Here is a 20,518-nt window from a genome sequence, read left to right as displayed (position 1 = left end):
TTATTTATTTTCTGCAACTTCAATTGCATCTGTAAGTTTAATACCACCTAGGCCTTTAAGATTTAAATTAACCCCAGCAGTGCCGCCACCTAAACTAACACTTTGTACGTGTGCGTATGACGCTGTTGTTAACTCTTCACCTTGCCCATTAACAACACCGTTAGCTTTTAAAGTATATTGTCCTTCTGGTGCTCTATTCCCTTGAGAATCTAAGCCATCCCATGAAAAACCTTTATTACCCGCACCAATATCACCTAAACTAATAGAGCGAATAATATTCCCTGATGAGTCTTCAACGGTAACCATGACGTTATAAGCACCTGTCGCAGTATTAATTGATCCGGATGCTCCACCTTCGGTATCCAAGTAAGCTTGATTACTTGGAATGAGTACTTTTTTACCAACTAATGAAGAAGCTTCTAATGCTTGACTAGAACTTAATACCGCTTTCATTCCCGCAAATTCATTACCCATGGTGGTAATGCCTTCAGCAGTAGTAAATGAAGCCATTTGTGCAATCATTTCTGAGTTATCAACCGGTTTGAAAGGATCTTGATAAGCCAACTGTTGCGAAAGCAAAGCAAAAAAATCTTCTTGATTAAGTTGCTGTTGTGCATCGACCGCTTTATTCGCAGCAACTTGTTCAGGCGTTAACGGAACGTTTAAATTTAATGAGCTGTAATTATTAATTGATGCCATAGATTACCCCTTAACTTTTGCCCATTTGTAATGTGCGACTTAACATCTGTTTGGCTGCATCGGCAATTTGAACATTAGTTTGATAGGAACGAGAAGCACTAATCATATTCGCCATCTCCTCCATGACATTAACGTTGGAATGATAGATAAACCCATCTTGATCAGCTTTAGGATGATTCGGAGCGTATTCCGTTTGCAAAGGCGCATCACTCTCAATAATGCCTTGTACTTTAACGCCAACACTACTACTTAAACCACTATTAGCGCGGTTTAATTCTGCGGCAAAAATTGGCTGACGTGAGCGATATGTTTCATCTCTATTGCTGCTAACGCTATTAGCATTAGCTAAATTACTTGCGGTTGTATTCAAACGTACAGATTGCGCACTCATACCTGTTGCGGATACATCTAATACTCTTAATAAACTCATAGTGATACTCCTAACAAGCTGTTATTGCCCTTTAATTGCTTTGCGCAAACCTGAAATTTTGCTGTTTAAAAAATCTAAACTGGCTTGATACTCTAAACTATTTTTCATAAATAAATTCCGCTCCACTTCTGCATCAACGGTATTGCCGTCACCCGTATCGGGTTGATTGCCGATTCGATACATTTCACCAGCCTGAGCCATGGAGTAACTTTGAGCAAATTTATGACTATCATTGGTACGAGTTAATGAAACACCAGTACGTGATGTCGCATTAGCCAATGCATCTTTAAAGTTAATATCACGCGCTTTATATCCAGGGGTATCTGCATTCGCTAGGTTACTCGCCAATATTTCAGAACGTTGGGCACGCACACCTAACGTGTGTTGATGAATACCGAGTGCTTTGTCAAAGTTAATCGCCATAAATTTCTCCTCTCTACGAACAAATGCAAATAGTAGGCCAAAAATTATTAAATGGGATTTTTTTCAATTATTTTATGAGTTGGTATGGCAACATCGCCATACAAGATGAATAAACAAAACTTACAGTAGGGGGAAGTAAAGTGAGTCGGTTAATAAACGATTCATTTGCGGCTGTCGTCGCGAGCAAAGTGGCAAAAATTGCCTCTTCATAATGAAAGAGGCAATTTTAATTATTTAAGTTTATAAATGATGCCGGGATTACAACGTATCATATCGAAACGAGGCGTTAAGCCCGTTATTGATTCAGAAGCCCCCAGAATTAAATATCCACCTGGATTTAAAGCATTAGCAAACTGATTTAATATCTTAGATTTAACATCTGCTGAAAAATAGATAAGGACATTACGGCAAAAAATGACATCAAACTTACCTAGCAGTGCATAGCTATCAAGCAAATTAAAATTTCTAAAGCTGGTCAATTTTTTGACATCTGCTTTAACTTGCATTTTAGCCGAGCCATCTTTAAGCGGTTCAAAAAACTGTTTTTTACGCTCTGGAGATAAACCACGTGAAAGTGCTAATGTGTCATAAACACCGCTGTTACACTGTTGCAGCATTGTATTAGAGATATCCGTGCCAATTATTTGCACATTCATGCCTAATATAGACTTCGCTTTTTGATACTCAATGGCGGTCATTGCTATCGAATAAGCTTCTTGCCCCGATGAACTCGCTGCAGACCAAATTTTAATACTCTTTTTATTGGCTAGTATTTCTGGGAATATTTTTTGTGGCAACAACTCAAAAGGATACTTATCACGAAACCACAATGTTTCATTAGTCGTCATTGCATCAATAACGGCGGTTCTCAATGATCTATTCTTATAACTCATTGATTGATTGATTAATTCAGTCAGTGATTGAATTGAAAATTGAGCCATCAAAGGGATTAATCGACTTTTTACAAGGTATTGCTTATTTTCCCCGAGAACGATACCACATTGTTGCTCAAGAAAATTAGAAAACTGCTTATAAATATCGTCAGAAAGGGATCTCACAAATAGTATCTCACTTATTAATATTATTTATCTAAGTTAGTAGAAACGTTGCACTGCTAAAGCTAATTCATCGGGATTAAATTTAGCAATAAAATCATCGGCCCCAACTTTCTCAACCATTGATTGATTGAAAACACCACTTAATGAAGTATGCAGAATAATATGTAATCCACATAAATCAGGATCTTTTTTAACCGCAGCGGTTAATGTGTAGCCATCCATTTCTGGCATTTCTACATCAGAAATCATTAAAGCGTAACGGTCCGTAACAGGTTGTGTTTTGGATACTTCCTTGAGCAAATCCAGCGCCTCTTTACCATCTTTAACTAAATCACATTCAAAACCAAGTGTTGATATCGCTTTTTGAATCTGTTTACGCGCAACGGTCGAGTCGTCAGCGACTAAAATGCGTTTATTCATCGCTTTTTCAGATATACCCTGTGCAATAATATCCGCATTAACTTCAGCATTAACGGGCGCAATTTCATCTAACACTTTTTCAACATCTAAAATCTCAATTAATGTTCCTTCTATATCCGTAACTGCGGTTAAATAATTTGAACGGCCAACACCATTAGGAGGCGGCAACACATTTTCCCAGTTAATATTTATAATGCGCTCGACCGAGCCCACTAAAAACCCCTGAATTGAACGATTATACTCTGTGATGATAATAAAGCGCTCTTCAACGTTATCGATAGCGCGTCCACCTGTCGCCAAATTCAGATCAATAACAGAAATAGTTTGTCCTCGTATATGAGCGACACCACGAATGGAAGGATGTAATTTAGGAAGCATTGTCAAAGGTGGGCACTGTAAAACTTCTTTTACCTTGAATACGTTAATCCCATAACGTTGAATTCCACCCAATTTAAATAAAAGCAACTCAAGACGATTTTGCCCCACCAATTGTGTTCTCTGATTCACAGAGTCTAAAATGCCGGCCATGTTTAAATCCTTTTTGTTATAGTGCTTAGCAAAAACAAGTAGTTTTATAATGAAGGGAAATCCATTAAACTAAGTTTCTTAATTAAGCAATAAATAAATAATCAACGAATAAGGTGAATATTTTGATACGTTTTTTCCTCATCTTGCTTATTATAAACTGTTCGTATAGTTTCGCTGAGAGCAATTACAGAAAAAAGATAGAAAATTTTGCAGAATCCATTATTTCATCCAAATATGATACTTCATACGATACAAACACCAAACAGAAATTGCAAATTAACATTTCCCCAATTGATAATCGTCACAACTTTATCCCCTGTGCAAGTGAATTGATTGGGGAGGTTATCGGTGACACCTTGAAAAAAAATACAGCGGTAAAAATCACCTGTACAGATCCAAAGCCATGGACAACCTATGTCAGAGCACAGGTTAAGATATTAATACCGAGAGTAATGACAAGCACGTCACTGATCAAGGGCAATAGATTAACAGCCGATAATATAAAATTAAGCTATGTGACTAAATATCAAGCCAAAAATGGTAGTTTCGATGAATTAAGCGTACTTATCGGCACGCGATTAAAACGTAATCTATCTAACGAAAAAATAATCACCGAAAGAGACGTCTGTTTTGTTTGCAAAGATGACAAGGTAGTGATCAAAGCAAATAACAAAGGGCTACTAATAAAAACTTCAGGTATTGCTTTAAATGATGCTAATATTGGAGGCACTGTAAGAGTTAAAAATTCACGCACACAACGAATAGTTGTTGGGACAGTATCAGGGCTAAAGGAAGTTCAAGTGTCTTTCTAATTTTTTGTAATTTAGTACTCAAGAAATTATAAATACGGCCGATAAGTTAAATATGTAGTACTTTAAGGATAGGATCATGAGTATAAATATAAATCGATCAGGCGTACAAAAAAACATCATTGTTGAGCAAAATAAGGCACAAAAACAACAATCTTTAGGTGAACAATCCCAAACAACAAGTGCGAGTAGCAAAGATTCCGTGCAGTTAACTTCACAAGCGTTGAATTTAAATAAACTAGAAAAACAATCATCTTCGGAGCCTCAAGTGAATAAACAACGAATTGAATCTCTTAAAGCTGCAATTTTGAATGGTGATTACAAAATCAATACCGAACGCTTGGCTGAAAAATTAAGTAAATTTGAAGGTGACTTTAGTAAAGCATTTAGCTAATAATCGATAGTGGAAGATATTTAAATGCTAGCAGAGCAATTACAGCAACAACTGACCCTAATTAATACCTTACAATCAATCCTCGAGGCGGAAACTACCTGTCTCAAAGAAAAAAATTTTTCTTCATTAAAAGAAATTTTGTCTGACAAACAAAATGCCTTGCAACAGATCGCCTCAATCGATGACAGCTTGATAAAAAACGGCTTACAAAAAGCCCTAGCGGAAAATGAAAAGTTACAACAGTTAAAACAAGAAATCGATAAACAGCTTCGCTCATGCAAAAAAAGTAACGACATTAATGGCCAACTAGTCACATTGAGCATGAAAAGCAATAAACATTTAATGCAGATTTTAAAACAAGAAACGGGCAAAAACAGCGTCACTTATAATAACAAGGGCTCCCTGACAAGTGCATCTCTGTTAGGTCAAGATATTAAGGCATAAACAACGAGCAATATTTATTTACCTCTATACCACACGACCTAGCCAACAACACGCAAACTAATAAAACACTTGCTGTTCAACATTAACGGCAGGCTCTTGCTTACTATAGCTAATACCTGACTCCTTTAATAATGAGACGCTACGCATATCCAATGCAAGTTCTGTAATATAGAGATCCCCTTCATGATAACTTTTTAGCACCTTCGCCCCTCTGACCAAACCGTTCACTTGCGCTTGAATCAAATCGTTAAGCAAACGTGAGCCATTGACTGCATTTTCCGAACTCAATAACACACCATAGATTTGTTCCGCCAACTCTTTATAAGCCTCTAATTTAGAAGCCTTAATTGCATTCAACATTTGCAGATCAAAGGATTCACCTTGCTGCGCGGCAATTGGAGCATAACCGATAGAAGTCATAATGTATGGCTGATCATTACTACTAAACAGCATATTCTGTTGCTGACCATTGGTTTTCGCACAGGCACTTAACAACAAGATAGCGACAACCATTAAGAGCGAAGAGATGAAACGATTAATCCCATGTGACATAATAATATTCCTTACTTTGTGTTTCTTGCAGAGTTAATCATACAAAGCAAAAATCGAGCCACTTAAAAGCATAATCCTAGTTTCATTTTACAATCTGTACTAATTTCAAACTTTTATCACTTAATGTACTATTACGTGAGATATATTTTTTTCTTGATAATCATAATTCCCACCAACAAACATATTATTAGGGAGAAAAGCACTACTAGTCGATTCAACCAAATTATTGTTAGCGTTAACAATGCGAATGTTTAGCATCACCCCTTCTTCATTACGAGACATTGTACCTGTCAAAATTCTGTTAACATCTATGTCTTTATTCAACCTTTTCCAATCGCGTGTTAACGCAAATTCACCCTCAGGGGTTAACTGAATATTGCCAGTTATTTTAAAGTCAACAATGGGAATATGACGAATATGCAATTCATGGATAAACTGCTCTGAGATAGTTTGCCCTAGCCAGTTGGTGGTTTGATGGTTATGTAGATCAACAATAGATGTCAAGGCGATTGCCTGATGACGAGATGTCGAAGGGAGATTAATAATAAGTTGCTCTGCCATATCGCTGACGACTTCAGAAAGAACAAAAGATCGCTCACCAACAAAGGAAGTTATATCCGAGTTGCTATTATTATTCACTATACTCGCATTAACCTCCCCTAAAGCAGCATCACTATTCGCTGAAGAACGAGCAATATAATAATAGAGATGATCATCTTTGCTAACGCTGCGAGTATTTACAACGGCAGTCGTTTCTATATTACGTGCCGCGCTTGTTTGCTCGGGAGCTGTTGACGCACATCCCTGTAATAACAAGGCAGCCCCTGCCAGTACCAATAAATTATTCATTCTTACCTACCTTGGACAGATTTAACTTTCATAGAAGGTATCGGCAACAGGGCAAAAAGCTTTAGTAAACTTTATCATCCAAATTTATTTAAAATATTGGTTCGAAAATTGCTTAATATAATGACAGGTTTATTTTTTAAGTTAAAGGTTCTCTATGTTAAAATATATACTTTTCACTTTGGCTTTATGCTGCTGCAGTGTCAATGCAAAGCTATTTACGTCATCCGGAGAAGCTTTTATTATTAAGCAGGATATCGATAGCGCCCGAGATGTGGCGATCAAAGAGGCGCTAAAAAATGCATTAATTTATTCTGGGGGGCCAATATCCATTCTGCAGCAAGTCAACAATGGGGTGTTAGTTGAAAATAAATTGGTATTTAACAGTAAAGGCGAAATTAATTCACTAACCATCATCGATGAAAATGTAAAAGAAGATAAATTAATGGTCACTATCAGTGTCGATATTGAACTCTCACATAATAGTTGCCAAGGAGCCCAGTATCCAAAATCGATCGCCATTACACGTTTTAAATTAAACAATCCCAATCATGCCGTTGACGGCCAGATACACACCATTAATAAGCAAATAACGCAAACGTTATTTAACCGCTTAAAATTATCACCTCAACAGTTAGATGTTAGAGAATTAATCGATATTCCGGTCCGATTAGGGCAACATTATAGCCTGCAAAATATCTCTAATACTCTATCAACGATGGCAACACAAACCGATAGCCAATATATTTTTTACGCCGAGATCAATGATCTATCCGTTGATTTTGACAGCAAAAATTCGATTAACTATTGGCTTGTTGACCCACTACGAAATTTTTATATGACCGTTTATCTCTATGATGCTCTACAGGGGACCCTTGTCATGAGCAAGCAATATCGCACCGAAGCTAAATGGGAATATGGTATGCATGAAAGTGCTGATTTACAGAGTAAACTGTTTTGGCAAAGGGAGTATGGGCAAGCAATTATTAACCTGCTCGCTAATGTTAATGAAGATATCAATAAACAATTGCAATGCATGCTCCCGATCGCCAGAGTGATTTCAGTAAAAAATAACAGCGTGCAAATTAACCTAGGTAAACGCAATGGTCTCAAAGAAGGCGAGACACTCACTCTTTTCTATAGCAGTAATTATAAAGATCAATTTGGCATCGAGCGCAATGCAGAAACTCAATACCAAGATCCGATGCAAGTTATTGAAGTTCATGATAGTAGTGCGATCCTTCGCACCATTGATAATTACCCGTTAGGTAATATACAAATTAATGATTTAGCAAAAATTAAATAATAGATATCCCATTGTAATAGCAATTGGGTTAAGTATGTGATCTAAATTTTGCGCAGGAAAAATGGCTTAATTTGAGGCGTAAGTTGACGAAAATGGTTGCTCCCTTTGCGAAACTTACAACAAAAAAGTAAGTTATTTTAACCCGTAAAATAGATCAGCTATTTATTCCGATTGGTATAATGCTATAAATTAAAATAAATAGCCCCTAAAACAACAATTGTTCAGGGGCTTTTTTACATGAAAAAGGGTCTGGCTACGGATAAAAATAGTGCACAGAAGTAAATGACGCTGCCGTCGGCTCCTCATCGGGGATATCAATCATATCCGATAGCATTTCATCATAATGAATACCTGTACCAGCAGAAACATTAACCTCTTTGCCTCGCACGGCCCCCATAATATCACCACCGCCGCCTAAATCTAAATTACCATTCGGAGCATAAATTCTGGCGTACATATCAGCATTACTTCCCACTGTCACAGCCATATCCGAATCATTACTGCTTTCATATGATGAATATATGGTGAGTGGAGCCTCCCCCTCAGAGTTAACCGTTTCATCAGCAAAAAGATCCGTCAATGAATCAAGATTTACCGAACCATCGGTCAATATCGTCAATGAGCTCGTGTCGTCAGCAAAGACAAAGTTACTGTTTTTAGTCAATATATCCCCGGTTATCAATAGGGTTATATCCCCCGTGATAGTGATATCCTGCCCTATCGGTGTAAACTCATCAAAGATGTACACCTCGGTGGGTTCACCAAACACATCAAGGGTGACAGGCGCGACACCCGCAATAGGCGTACCATCGGAAGAGACCTCTGCGCCATTGAATTGCAAATTACTGCCAATCATTGTTGCGCTGTAACTATTGGTTGAACCCGATGGAACTTGCCCCTTCATGGCTGTCATTTCCGTGACAATATCAAGCGGATCACATTCTCCAAAATCAATTTCAGGTGGCAAAATCTGGTCACTATGTATTGCCGTTTTTAAATTACTATGGTTTTCTCCACCATATATTACGGAGCTGCTAATATCCTTACCATTATCACCGTATAAATCGCCACCAACGGTGATCTCTTGCCCCGTGGCAATTAACCCCTTAAAATCTAAGTTGCCACCAGCATGAATATTAGAGGTAGAAGTAATCCCTTTAAATTGTATATTATTAGCCGCGGTGGCAGCCCCTGAGATAGAGCTACCACTTGACGTCCCTGTGGAAATACTCCCGTTTGATGTTAAATTACCATAAATGCTACCACTACCGGATAGTTCGATATCCGCGCCACTATTAATAGTGGAGACATTACCTTTATCATTATGTGCATTGGGATCGTATGGACCAAGGCTAGAATTATAGCTATCTACCGTGCCTCCACCTTGTCCCACATAAACCCCATCACAACCAGCTACCGCATCAGTAAAAAGGCTTTTCCCTGTTATTTCAATCGCCTCTATTTCTGTTTTCAAATACGCAGTGGCACCTTGATAGCTTCCCATACTCACCAAGGTAAATGTTGAACCATTTAAATTAATGTACTGTGCAGGCAAAGAGTAATTAGCACCGACCGGTACGAATGAGTTGGCTTTTAAATTACTTTCTATGGTTGCATTAGGTACAGACAACGCATTTTGCTCTTTAATATATTCATAGGCTTTAATAATGCCTTGTTCTGAGGCAAGCCGCGCATTGATCTCTTTCTGTTGATTACCCGCAATACGTTCCTGTAAACGATTTTCACTAATTTGTGAAAATGCCAATATTGTAATAATAGTCGTAATAATTAGCACGGATAGGAGAACAAACCCCTGTTGCTTTTGCATAAAGCCTCCTAAATTTACTCGAGTAAATTTGTTAATATTTTTTGTCGCAATGCTAATTTAAATGTAACCCCATCATTTCCCAAAGAATCAGGCATGCCTGTTACTTTTAACTTAACGATTAGTCCCTCTTCATTGGTACCAGTTATATTATCAAAACGTAACCTTTCTACATCTAAGGTAATTAACTGAGCCCCACTACCATCATCACAGTAGAGCCCCGCACCATCTGAATAATAGGTATCGCTGCTACCAGAAACCATGCTATTACCTAAACAGCCATAGAGTATCCCGCCACTTTGCGGCTCCCCGTAGGTAACCACTAACTCTTGGTTAGCTGTATTAACTCCATTAATATTGATCCCCTGGGCTTGGTGCACTGAGCGAGACAACAAATAAAAAGCACCTCGTAATGACTCCTGTGCATTACTCAAGTTTTGTGCAATATTGATGCTGTTTTTTAATGACCCATACAATGTGGTACAGGCAAAAACGAGGCTTAAACTAATCGTCATCGCAACCATTAATTCTATCAATGTAAAACCTACTTGCTTAGTTTTTAACTTACTCTTAGGAAACCGTTTAATATACATATTGCTCACCCACAACCGCTATCAGGGAATGTCGTTTCTAAGGTTAATGTATTATTCTCATCCTCATCAATAAAACGCGGATCACTCCATTTGACAGTGACAGAGATATCTTGCGTGATGCTAGCTGGCGGACTATTTTCATCTGTCGTCATACCTGCTGCACTTAAATCATTTACCCAGTTACTACGAATTTGTGTATAAGTACTCGCCGATGTAACATCTTGTGCATTACATAAATCCATCCAAACAGCATCAACAAAACTATTGGCTCTGATTGAGGCAACGGTATAATTAAAACTCGACTGAGAGGATTTAAGTATATACACCTCTAACTGGGCTAACCCTAATAAAGCGACTCCCGTTATAAACATCGCTACTAACACTTCAAATAAGGTAAATCCATATTCTCTATCTTTCATGGGCAGTTCCCATCTTGTAATATACTTTGACCACTGGAAAGTACGCAAAGGTAACGGGCTTTACTGCTGCTACTAATTGAAAAAGCCGCATTACCGCCAGATAAAGCACCTCTTCCAAAAACGGTAATTGAAGCACCGGAAACGGTAATTCCTGCTCGCGGTTTTTTACTAACAAACAGTACATTAGCGCTACTATCTTTGACTGACCATCCATTAGCCCACCCGCCTGGATTGGCTTCTAATGTCATTGGCGTTGATGTTTTTATCGCCTCATTGCGCGCAAAGCGATAGGCTTTATAGAGTTCATTGGTTGCCACGGCAAAACGTTCATTTTCAACAAACTGCTGATAACTAGGCACACCAATGAAAGCCAGAATAACCATAATCGCTAGCGTCACTAGCAACTCCATCAATGTCATTCCCTCTATTTTTTTTACGCTATGAAGCTTCATATTAATCCCAACAACCACTCGATTTACTTGAAGCGGTTTCTCCTGTTTGCGTAATACTCAAAGTGCCACATTCGTCACTCATTTTGGGTGTCGCGGTGATAGTAAAGGTGTCATCAGTGACAGATGGAAGTGCGTATGTATAAGAATCTGTCGCATCAATAGTTGGTAACGTCGTTGGGTAAGCACCTTGCCGAGCGTTAACGCGCTCAAACTCCTGCGCTAATTTTGTTAAGGCAAGTTGTGCAGCAATACGATTACTTTTTTGGATATGACTTTGGTATGAAGGGAAGGCAATGCCAAATAATATAGCAACAATAGCAATGGCGATTAAAACTTCAATAAGCGTGAATCCTGTAAACTTTTTCATAAAACCTCATTTAAATAGTATGAATACCACCTTATATCCATATACCATCCCACTGCTAACCACTCAACATACTTACATTATAGTCAAACGCCTAACATAGTGTGTCCAAAAAAAATTATCGCAGGTCAAATTAAAGCCAAATAAAAACCAAGAGACATTAATACTTACTGTAATAAGTATAAGATGAGAATTTTACGCAGAAAAAATTACTTTATTAGAGGCGTACTTTGATGTGAACATCTGTTCCATTTGCAAAACATACAATAAAGATAGATAAGATATTTATACAAATTGCTATTACGGTTTAAGGATGCGCATTCAAATGACGCCATCAATAACAATTCAGGAGTGAAACAGTGCTACACAACCACAATACAACATCACTGTTTAATCAATCCCTCTTTATCAATAACAGGAAATGCAGATATTGTCCTGACTATATTCAGAGATAATCACACAATGAGTACCATTAATAGGATTTGATGACTTATAGCAAATCTTATTAATGGTACTCATTGTTATAAATAGATGACATAAAAAAACCGCAAAAATGCGGTTTTTTATCGTTCACGAGGTTAAAGTAACATTATAAAGTGTTGGCAGTATCTACGACATTTTTAACCGTAAAGCCAAACATCTCAAATAGTTGTTCAGCAGGCGCTGACTCACCAAATGTTGTCATTCCAATCACTTTACCGTTTAAGCCTACATATTTGTACCAGTAATCAGCAATACCCGCTTCAATAGCAACGCGTTTTGTCACATTTGCCGGTAATACAGATTCTTTATATTCAGCACTCTGTTTTTCAAACAGGTCTGTACAAGGTAGTGATACAACACGTACTGCTTTGCCCTGTGCAGTCAACTCAGCAGCCGCTTGCATCGCCAACTCAACTTCAGAGCCTGTAGCGATAAGAATGATTTCAGCAGGCGTTGCAGAGTCTAGTAAGACATAACCACCTTTGGCAACATCGGCTAATTGCTGCGCATCACGCGCTTGTGGTTTTAGGTTTTGACGACTAAAGATAAGCGAGGTCGGGCCATCAACGCGCTCAATCGCTGTTTTCCATGCCACAGCAGACTCAACACTGTCACATGGGCGCCATGTGCTCATGTTTGGTGTCAAACGTAAGCTTGCAATTTGCTCAACAGGTTGATGTGTCGGGCCATCTTCGCCTAAACCAATTGAATCATGGGTAAAGACTTGAATCGCACGTTGCTTCATTAATGCAGACATACGTAAGCCATTACGCGCGTATTCCATGAACATCAAGAATGTTGCACCGAATGGAATGAAACCTTTATGCAGCGCCATACCATTTACAATGGCAGACATCGCAAACTCACGCACGCCATAATGTAAGTAGTTACCCGATGCATCATCGGCAGTGATCGCTTTTGTGCCAGACCACATGGTCAAGTTTGATGGCGCTAAATCCGCCGATCCACCTAACATTTCAGGCAACATCGCAGAGAATGCTTCGATACAGTTTTGTGATGCTTTACGTGTCGCGATATTATCAGAATGCGCTTGTAAATCAGCAATGTATTGCGTTGATTTAACGTCCCAATCACTCGGCAATTCATTGTTAATACGACGTTTATATTCAGCAGCAAGCTCCGGATAAGCGGCCGCATAGGCTGCGAATTTTTCATTCCAAGAAGCTTCTTCAGCCAAGCCTTGCTCTTTATTATTCCAAGCCGCGTAAATATCAGCAGGAATTTCAAAGTCTCCGTAGTTCCAACCTAATGCTTCACGAGTAGCAATAACTTCAGCCGCACCAAGCGGTGCACCATGACAGTCATGTGTACCTTGTTTGTTTGGAGAACCAAAACCAATAATCGTTTTACAACAAATCATCGTCGGTTTGCTTGTTTCAGCTTGAGCCGCTTCAATAGCTGCTTGAATTTCAGCACTGTTATGGCCATCAACAGAAATTACTTGCCAACCATAAGCTTCGAAACGAGCAGGCGTATCATCGCTAAACCAACCTTCAACCTCACCATCGATGGAGATACCGTTATCATCCCAGAATGCAATCAGCTTACCTAAACCCAATGTGCCAGCTAAAGAGCAGGCTTCATGAGAAATACCTTCCATTAAACAGCCATCACCTAAGAAAGTGTAGGTGTAATGGTCAACAATATCATGACCTTCACGGTTAAATTGTGCCGCTAACGCTTTTTCAGCAATCGCCATACCAACAGCATTAGTAATACCTTGTCCTAATGGACCTGTTGTTGTTTCAACACCGGCTGTATAGCCATATTCAGGGTGACCTGGTGTTTTTGAATGTAATTGGCGGAATGATTTAATATCTTCAATAGAGAGATCGTAACCCGTTAAATGTAATAACGAATAAATCAGCATTGAACCATGACCATTAGAGAGAATAAAACGATCGCGATCAGCCCATTGTGGGTTGCTTGGATTATGTTTTAAAAAGTGACGCCATAAAACTTCAGCGATATCAGCCATCCCCATCGGTGCACCGGGGTGACCAGAGTTTGATTTTTGAATGGCGTCCATACTAAGGGCTCGAATTGCGTTAGCTAACTCTTGACGAGAAGGCATTTGTTTCTCCTGATTTGGGTGTAGTGAAATTCAATTACGGCTATTATTTGTAATATAAATAAGGATTATCCCAAATGAACTAGGTCACTGGCAATGAAAAAAGCAACAAATTCATCACATATTTTCATAAATCACTCGATGTGGGCAAGTTACCTTATCAAATCCCCCTCTATTGAATAAATTGCAAACTAATTTAGCTAAAATTGACAGCTTACAAAATAAAAGAAAAAGCGGCTTTCGCCGCCTTTATGATGAACAGTTGCTAACTTTGCTGCTCTGCATAGCCATGCTCTTTATTGGGTCCAAATACAAACACGATGTTTTTTTCCAATAGAATTTGCGATGTTTTATCAAAAAAAGTAATCGCTTCACTCGTTGGCATATGTTTTAAAATCAACTCAATCGCGATATCAAACCCTTTACTATCGGGAAATGATTTATATAGCTCACCGGATTCAATAAAAAATAGGTAAGTATTAATTTTCTCCTGCAGAGTAAAAAGATGAACATTGTCCTGATCCCACAATAAGGGATCGATAATAGTTAAAAAAACGCGTTTTACTTCTTTTTCTATGCCAATGGCATCAATACAGGCTGTATCCACTACACTCATGTTTATACCTTTACACCTTATTCATTTAGCGGCTCAATCACTCGCCAGTCAGCAAAACCACCATTAACACTATAAACATCCAGATAGCCCTGCTCGCTGAGATAATGCGCCACACCTTTACTACTATTACCATGATAACAAATAACAAAGACGGGTGTCTTAACATCAACCTCTGCAATAAACTGGGCAATGCTATTATTGGTGAGATGAAAAGCCCCTTCTACGTGGTCATTTGCAAAGGAGCGTTCATCACGGATATCCACCACTTGGATATTTTCCGTCGCTAAACGCTGATAAGCATCATAGGCACTTATTAATTTAAACTGTGACATGTTCCCTAAAACCTGTAAAAATCCTACATAATTTACATTATTGCAACAAATACCCTTCCATTACCAGTAAATTTTGCAACACATAATGCACGATTAACCCACGCATAAAACCAGATCACGTGTTAATATAAAGCGTTATGAATTGGCTAAAATGCGACGTAGAACCGAGGAGATGAGATGTTTATAGTAACAGGCGGTGCAGGCTTTATTGGTAGTAATATTATCAAATCATTAAATGACCGTGGAATTACTGAGATCCTTGTTGTTGATGATCTCACCGATGGCACCAAATTTGTCAATATCGTTGATTTACAAATTATGGACTACATGGACAAAGATGAATTTATCAATCAGATTGTATCTGGCCAAGATTTTGGTGATATAGAGGCGATTTTTCATGAAGGGGCATGTTCTGCAACTACTGAGTGGAATGGCAAGTTCATGATGGAAAATAATTATGAATACTCAAAAGATCTACTCCATTACTGCATAGAACGAGATATTCCTTTTCTATACGCATCATCTGCTGCAACCTATGGTGGTAATGACACTTTCAAAGAGGAACTCGCCTTTGAAAAACCGCTCAACGTGTATGGCTACTCAAAGTTCCAATTTGATCAATATGTTCGTAATCTCTGGGCAGATGCCAAAGCACACGGCGAAATATTGCCGCAAATTGTTGGTTTTCGCTATTTCAACGTCTACGGGCCTCGAGAACAACATAAAGGCAGTATGGCAAGTGTTGCATTCCACCTTAACAATCAGCTCAACGCAGGTGAAAATGCAAAATTGTTTGAAGGTGACCACAAACGTGATTTCATCTATGTTAGTGATGTTTGTAAAGTTAATTTATGGTTCTTTGATAACAACATCTCGGGAATCTATAATCTCGTACCGGTAAAGCTGAATCGTTCTTAGAAGTGGGGAAAGCCGTTGTTAGCTATCATAATGAAAAATTAGGCAATACGGGCACTATTCAACGCATCCCATTCCCCGACCATCTCAAGGGGCGTTACCAGAGTTTTACCGAAGCGGATTTAACAAAGTTACGAGCTGCTGGCTATGAGGGTGAGTTTAAATCAGTCGCACAAGGTGTCATGGAATACATGACTATCTTAAATGAATAAGCTCCAAGTTTCATTCACAGAAATTTCCCAATTGAATACCCTCACTTGGGAAATGCTTTCACATAAATTTAAATATAAATTAAGATAATTGATGAAATCTCAACATAGCAGTCAACAAGCCATTACATTCGTGCAAAATTTTTTGCTTCACCTACCTCTGTTATGGATGTTTTCAGGGTTAATGATGCTTCAAGATGGCCGTTCAATCATGACTCGCATTCTTGTCGTTGCCGTTATAACGGCTATCTATATTGGTCGAAAGTCAATTTTTTCAGGCACTTATAAAGACAAAAAAAATCGCTATTTTATTTTTTTTATTGGTTTAAATATTATCTATTTGTTGCTAAGCAAAGTTATTCATCATGTCGATCATGGATTTATTCGCACCCTATTTGTTTCATCACTCTATTTTTATTTTTATCCCGTTAATCGATACCATATTAATTGGTTAAAAGCCTCAATTCTTATTGGTACTACCCTATTAGCCTGTTTTGCCTATTGGCAAGCGTTCCTATTAGGTATTACACGCATTGGTGAACCGATGAATGCAATCCCCTTTGCCACATGCTGTATGTTACTCTCTATTAGTGCCGCACTAATAGCCAATAATACGCAGTGTAGAAAAGAATTTATTATTTTTACACTCGCTAGCCTCGTCGCTTTATTTTGTACGTTTTTAACGGGGACGCGGGGGGTGCTAATAGCCATCATCCCTTGTTTATTAATAATAAACTTACATAAAAAGATAAATTTAAAAGTGGGCGGTACACTTATTCTGCTGTTGATAATGGTCGCAATCGCCAATCAACGCGTATTAACAACCATGTGGCAAAGAACGGCAAATGAGATACAGAATATCTCTAATGACAATTTAAATACCTCAGTAGGATTAAGGTTACAATTTTGGAAAAGCGCCATCTATACCATCAATGATCATCCATTTTTAGGCGTCGGAACTAAAGCATTTCGCAATGAGATAAGCAAACAATATGAACAAGGGCTCACCAGTGAAGAGGTCGTTAAATTTAATCCGATGCACTACCATAATCAATTTATTGATACGACAGTGAAAACGGGCTTTATTGGTTTACTGCTTATGTTATCTATTTTTCTTTACTGTTTATACCTTGCCTTGATCAGCAAGGTATGCGAAACACTCCCGATAACGATGATTATTGCATCCCTTGGTATTGCCGCGTTAACCGATGTTCCCTTTGCCCATTTACCGGTCGTTTATCTACTATTTATGCTTTTATTTCTCGGAATTAATAATTTATTTAATACAAAAACAGTGGTATAAAATATGAAAATTCTTATTCATAGCTCCTATCGGGATGCTTGGAACAGTGTTCGCCCAGAAGCAGAAATGTTTATCGAAATGGCAAAGATGGGCCATGAAATAACCATTGTCACGCAGGGTGATGCCGAATACGTGTCGCGCTTTCGTGAGCATAATATCAATATCATTGATTGTTACCCAACGCGTAAAATTTGCTGTCGTACTATTAAAACCATACGTAATGAAATGCGTAATGATGACTACGATATAGTGTACGCGATGAATTCGAAAACTATTCCGAATGCCGCATTCGCTTGCCTGGGTTTTAAAGCAAAACTGATCGCCTATCGAGGCACCGTTGGAGGCTTATATCGCCACGACCCAACGGCTTATTTAACGCAGCTAAATCCTCGCGTGAATGGTATATCCTGTGTTGCCAAAGCCGTGCAAGAAGATGTGCAGAAACAGGTGTGGAAAAACAAAAAAAACGTGGTCACTATTTATAAAGGCCACGATCCAAAATGGTTCAAAGATACCCCTTCAGATTTGAGTGAGTTTGCCATTAAGAAAGAGGATTTTGTCGCCATTTGCGTTGCCAATGCCCGACCAAGTAAAGGGGTCGCTGTACTTCTAGAAGCGGTTAATCAACTTGCTGATTATAGCAATTTTCACCTACTCGTGGTTGGTCGCGATTTAGATAAGTCTCCTTATAGCGAATTAATTGCCAATAATGCCATGAGAGCACGCATTCACGTGGCCGGATATCGTAATGACGTGCCGGGATTAATGGCGGCAGAATCTGCAAATACAACCTTCAATCAGCGGGGAAGGCTTACCGAAAACGGTGATTGAAGGGATGGCTTATGCATTACCCTCAATAGTAACCACAACGGGTGGCTCTCCAGAATTAGTTAAGGATGGCGAGAGTGGTTTTATTATCCCAAGCAAGGATGTCAATGCACTCGCTGCCAAAATAAAGTTCTTTGTAGAAAATCCCAATGCAACTAAAGAGATGGGAATAAAAGCACAGCAATTTATGCATCAAGAATTTTCCTTAGCAAAAACAGTTGAGAAGCACTTACATTTTTTTGCTTCCCTTATAAATAATTAATTATCTGATTTATTATGAAAAAGCAAAAAATCAACCTTATAAAAAACATTAAATACAAATTCTTATTTTGGTTTTTCAAACGTATTGCAACGCCAATACAGCCGATTGAAAATGAACAAAAACAACGATTGTTAATTATATCCTATGATGCAATTGGCGACACCGTGGCTACTGCCCCTCTGTTTCATGCTATAAAAAAAGCCAGGCCTGAATGGTCTGTTGATTTTATATGCAGAGATAGAAACATTGATATAATTAAAAATCATAGCGCTATAGATGTGATTTGGAATATTAACTTTCAGGCCAAACCGCTGTCATTAAATAAACAAGATAAATTGGCACTACAAACATTATACAAACAAAAGTACGATAAGGTTTTATACCTTGGTCAAGCAATGAAGTGGCCAGTTTTTTACCGTATCCTAAAGCTACACGCTAATGAACGTTTAGCATTGCCAGTAAAAGGGTTAAGCGAGAGGGGAATAGACCTGATTGGATCAAATGTGTTCCATCGCTATATCGGTAAAAACCGCGATGAGACACGACAATTTACCAAAAGAATGGTATCAATTCTCCCCGATATCGGCATAGAAGGAAGTGGTGAATTTAATTATGATTTGAATATTCCGAGAAAGGTAATAATAAAACAAGTTGCTGATAATTCAATATTGTTCAATCCATGCGGCACACAATCAGGTAATACATTATCTGCAGATAAATCAGATGAAATTATTAATGCACTCATTGAGCATGGCTATCAGGTGTATGTATTTGCAAGAGATGAAGTCAGAAAATGCTTAACAGAAAATGCCATAAGTAAACTTAACTTTATTTCAAGTACATCAATTATCGATGCGTGTAACGCCATTATGGATATCGGATTAACAGCGACAACGGATACATCCATCGGCCATATTTCATCGGCTTTAGGTATTAAAACCGTTATTATTAGAGCAGATGAAGCGTGGCGTGCGGATGGTGATCCCTTATCTGGAAATGCGCTAATTGCAGCAGCGGAAAATAACGGCACTATTGAAGATGTCAGCATAGACAAAATCATCAATTTAGTGCAATTACATCGCAGCAAAGAAAAATAGTAGCAGTATATTTATTCTACATAAATATTTTATTACAACGCAGATTGGTGATAGTCCCTTAACCTAAGGGGCTAGCTAGCCCCCTGCGTTACCTGATGTATTGTTCTGCTATCTGCGCTAGCGCCTTAATTTTCATTGCTTTTTATCAAATTACGCTGCTTTAAATATGCAACAAAGTGATCATAAACAGCCTGATTAGCATATTTTTGATATCCCTGAGCGTAACAAATTTTGCGAGGATCTTTAAGTGCAGCATCAATGCACCTTGCGATATTAGACGGGCAGTTATCTATAACCAAATGATCCGGCAAAAAATCACCCAAAATTTCCGCAGGCCCACTCGGGCAGCTTGTCGCCACCACGGGTGTTTCCATGATTAAAGATTCAATCATCACCGTAGGCAACCCCTCATGGTCTGAACATAATACCAATAATTCCGCTTGCTTAAGTAAAGGGTAAGGATTAACCATAAAATTGAGAAAAACAATTCTCGAGTCAATTTTTAAGGTTTTTGCATAATCGACCAGCTCAGCCTTAAGCTCTCCTTCACCGATGATCATTAACTTAATCTCTTTATCGTCCAATAAAGCAAAAGCCTCCAATAGACGGTCAACCCTTTTTTGCGCTACTAAACGTCCAATAAAAATAAGATATCGACCATTGATTGGGTTAATTATTTGCGGGTCCTCACCTTGTCGTTGCAAGGCGCGAATATCAAAGGGGTTAACAAGATTCACCACACTACTTGCAACATTGGGTATGATGCGGTTAATAAAGTTTTGAATCCCCTTTGAGACCGTCAATACATGCCGTTTTGCT

Annotated in this window: 24 protein-coding genes and 1 pseudogene; 9 read left to right on the top strand and 16 right to left on the bottom strand. The window is 38.4% G+C overall.

Going from position 1 to position 20,518, the window contains the following annotated elements:
* The 5 genes from AB1A03_RS06870 to AB1A03_RS06850 form a co-directional block, all read right to left on the bottom strand.
* Positions 1-699 carry a flagellar hook assembly protein FlgD gene (locus tag AB1A03_RS06870; protein WP_354623914.1) on the bottom strand — a complete coding sequence of 233 codons (699 nt, stop codon included), beginning with the start codon at positions 697-699 and terminating at the stop codon, positions 1-3.
* A gap of 10 nt (positions 700-709) precedes the next feature.
* On the bottom strand, positions 710-1,129 hold the full coding sequence (gene flgC / locus AB1A03_RS06865) for a flagellar basal body rod protein FlgC (protein WP_354623913.1): 420 nt from the start codon (positions 1,127-1,129) through the stop codon (positions 710-712).
* A 21-nt stretch (positions 1,130-1,150) separates the two neighbouring features.
* Entirely contained in the window at positions 1,151-1,552 is a 402-nt protein-coding gene (gene flgB, locus AB1A03_RS06860; RefSeq protein ID WP_354623912.1) for a flagellar basal body rod protein FlgB, read from the bottom strand.
* A gap of 230 nt (positions 1,553-1,782) precedes the next feature.
* Positions 1,783-2,610: a CheR family methyltransferase gene (locus AB1A03_RS06855; RefSeq protein WP_354623911.1), complete on the bottom strand. Its 828-nt coding sequence runs from the start codon at positions 2,608-2,610 to the stop codon at positions 1,783-1,785.
* A gap of 36 nt (positions 2,611-2,646) precedes the next feature.
* Positions 2,647-3,558, bottom strand: a complete 912-nt coding sequence (locus AB1A03_RS06850) for a chemotaxis protein (RefSeq protein ID WP_354623910.1) — start codon at positions 3,556-3,558, stop codon at positions 2,647-2,649.
* A 356-nt stretch (positions 3,559-3,914) separates the two neighbouring features.
* Here AB1A03_RS06850 and flgA point away from each other — a divergent pair, with 356 nt between their 5' ends.
* The 3 genes from flgA to AB1A03_RS06835 all read left to right on the top strand — a co-directional run bounded on the left by flgA (position 3,915) and on the right by AB1A03_RS06835 (position 5,205).
* Entirely contained in the window at positions 3,915-4,370 is a 456-nt protein-coding gene (gene flgA, locus AB1A03_RS06845) for a flagellar basal body P-ring formation chaperone FlgA (RefSeq protein ID WP_354623909.1), read from the top strand.
* Positions 4,371-4,446: 76 nt separating this feature from the next.
* On the top strand, positions 4,447-4,761 hold the full coding sequence (gene flgM / locus AB1A03_RS06840; RefSeq protein WP_354623908.1) for a flagellar biosynthesis anti-sigma factor FlgM: 315 nt from the start codon (positions 4,447-4,449) through the stop codon (positions 4,759-4,761).
* Between the two features lie 24 nt (positions 4,762-4,785).
* On the top strand, positions 4,786-5,205 hold the full coding sequence (locus AB1A03_RS06835) for a flagella synthesis protein FlgN (protein ID WP_354623907.1): 420 nt from the start codon (positions 4,786-4,788) through the stop codon (positions 5,203-5,205).
* A gap of 57 nt (positions 5,206-5,262) precedes the next feature.
* On the opposite strand, the gene AB1A03_RS06830 is transcribed toward AB1A03_RS06835, so the two are convergent.
* Positions 5,263-5,757: an LPP20 family lipoprotein gene (locus tag AB1A03_RS06830; protein ID WP_354623906.1), complete on the bottom strand. Its 495-nt coding sequence runs from the start codon at positions 5,755-5,757 to the stop codon at positions 5,263-5,265.
* 120 nt (positions 5,758-5,877) lie between these two features.
* Entirely contained in the window at positions 5,878-6,606 is a 729-nt protein-coding gene (locus AB1A03_RS06825) for a FlgO family outer membrane protein (protein ID WP_354623905.1), read from the bottom strand.
* Between the two features lie 154 nt (positions 6,607-6,760).
* Between AB1A03_RS06825 and AB1A03_RS06820 the strand changes: the two genes are divergently transcribed.
* Positions 6,761-7,909 (top strand): flagellar assembly protein T N-terminal domain-containing protein, encoded by a 1,149-nt coding sequence (locus AB1A03_RS06820; protein WP_354623904.1) that lies wholly within the window; start codon positions 6,761-6,763, stop codon positions 7,907-7,909.
* A gap of 253 nt (positions 7,910-8,162) precedes the next feature.
* Here the strand turns inward: AB1A03_RS06820 and AB1A03_RS06815 are convergent, their stop codons facing one another.
* The 8 genes from AB1A03_RS06815 to glpE all read right to left on the bottom strand — a co-directional run bounded on the left by AB1A03_RS06815 (position 8,163) and on the right by glpE (position 15,085).
* Complete coding sequence (locus tag AB1A03_RS06815) at positions 8,163-9,737, bottom strand: DUF7305 domain-containing protein (protein ID WP_354623903.1); 1,575 nt, start codon at positions 9,735-9,737, stop codon at positions 8,163-8,165.
* A 14-nt stretch (positions 9,738-9,751) separates the two neighbouring features.
* A complete protein-coding gene (locus tag AB1A03_RS06810) occupies positions 9,752-10,327 on the bottom strand; it encodes a PilW family protein (protein WP_354623902.1) in 576 nt (191 codons plus the stop codon).
* A 5-nt stretch (positions 10,328-10,332) separates the two neighbouring features.
* Positions 10,333-10,746 (bottom strand): type IV pilus modification PilV family protein, encoded by a 414-nt coding sequence (locus tag AB1A03_RS06805; protein ID WP_354623901.1) that lies wholly within the window; start codon positions 10,744-10,746, stop codon positions 10,333-10,335.
* Complete coding sequence (locus tag AB1A03_RS06800; protein WP_354623900.1) at positions 10,743-11,198, bottom strand: GspH/FimT family pseudopilin; 456 nt, start codon at positions 11,196-11,198, stop codon at positions 10,743-10,745. The genes AB1A03_RS06805 and AB1A03_RS06800 overlap by 4 nt, the downstream gene beginning before the upstream one ends.
* 1 nt (position 11,199) lies before the next feature.
* Positions 11,200-11,565, bottom strand: coding sequence for a type IV pilin protein (locus AB1A03_RS06795; protein ID WP_354623899.1), 366 nt, complete (start codon positions 11,563-11,565; stop codon positions 11,200-11,202).
* A gap of 586 nt (positions 11,566-12,151) precedes the next feature.
* The gene (gene tkt / locus AB1A03_RS06790; protein ID WP_354623898.1) at positions 12,152-14,140 is read right to left on the bottom strand and encodes a transketolase; all 1,989 of its coding nucleotides are present in this window, start codon (positions 14,138-14,140) and stop codon (positions 12,152-12,154) included.
* Positions 14,141-14,402: 262 nt separating this feature from the next.
* On the bottom strand, positions 14,403-14,753 hold the full coding sequence (locus AB1A03_RS06785; protein WP_354623897.1) for a DUF6572 domain-containing protein: 351 nt from the start codon (positions 14,751-14,753) through the stop codon (positions 14,403-14,405).
* A gap of 17 nt (positions 14,754-14,770) precedes the next feature.
* Entirely contained in the window at positions 14,771-15,085 is a 315-nt protein-coding gene (gene glpE / locus AB1A03_RS06780) for a thiosulfate sulfurtransferase GlpE (RefSeq protein WP_354623896.1), read from the bottom strand.
* A 177-nt stretch (positions 15,086-15,262) separates the two neighbouring features.
* Here glpE and rfaD point away from each other — a divergent pair.
* The 5 genes and pseudogenes from rfaD to AB1A03_RS06755 all read left to right on the top strand — a co-directional run bounded on the left by rfaD (position 15,263) and on the right by AB1A03_RS06755 (position 19,699).
* Positions 15,263-16,212, top strand: a pseudogene (gene rfaD, locus AB1A03_RS06775) (ADP-glyceromanno-heptose 6-epimerase).
* A gap of 91 nt (positions 16,213-16,303) precedes the next feature.
* Positions 16,304-17,512, top strand: a complete 1,209-nt coding sequence (locus tag AB1A03_RS06770) for an O-antigen ligase family protein (protein WP_354623895.1) — start codon at positions 16,304-16,306, stop codon at positions 17,510-17,512.
* 3 nt (positions 17,513-17,515) lie between these two features.
* Positions 17,516-18,343: a glycosyltransferase family 4 protein gene (locus AB1A03_RS06765; RefSeq protein WP_354623894.1), complete on the top strand. Its 828-nt coding sequence runs from the start codon at positions 17,516-17,518 to the stop codon at positions 18,341-18,343.
* A gap of 4 nt (positions 18,344-18,347) precedes the next feature.
* Positions 18,348-18,602 carry a glycosyltransferase gene (locus AB1A03_RS06760; RefSeq protein ID WP_354623893.1) on the top strand — a complete coding sequence of 85 codons (255 nt, stop codon included), beginning with the start codon at positions 18,348-18,350 and terminating at the stop codon, positions 18,600-18,602.
* Between the two features lie 14 nt (positions 18,603-18,616).
* The gene (locus tag AB1A03_RS06755) at positions 18,617-19,699 is read left to right on the top strand and encodes a glycosyltransferase family 9 protein (RefSeq protein ID WP_354623892.1); all 1,083 of its coding nucleotides are present in this window, start codon (positions 18,617-18,619) and stop codon (positions 19,697-19,699) included.
* A 125-nt stretch (positions 19,700-19,824) separates the two neighbouring features.
* Here the strand turns inward: AB1A03_RS06755 and AB1A03_RS06750 are convergent, their stop codons facing one another.
* Positions 19,825-20,502, bottom strand: coding sequence for a glycosyltransferase (locus AB1A03_RS06750; protein ID WP_354623891.1), 678 nt, complete (start codon positions 20,500-20,502; stop codon positions 19,825-19,827).
* Between the last annotated feature and the right edge of the window lie 16 nt (positions 20,503-20,518).

The organism is Psychromonas sp. MME2, from assembly GCF_040566515.1.
Lineage (GTDB): Bacteria > Pseudomonadota > Gammaproteobacteria > Enterobacterales > Psychromonadaceae > Psychromonas.
Note: the sequence above shows the minus strand (reverse complement) of the source record. Positions and strands in the feature narration are given on the sequence as shown.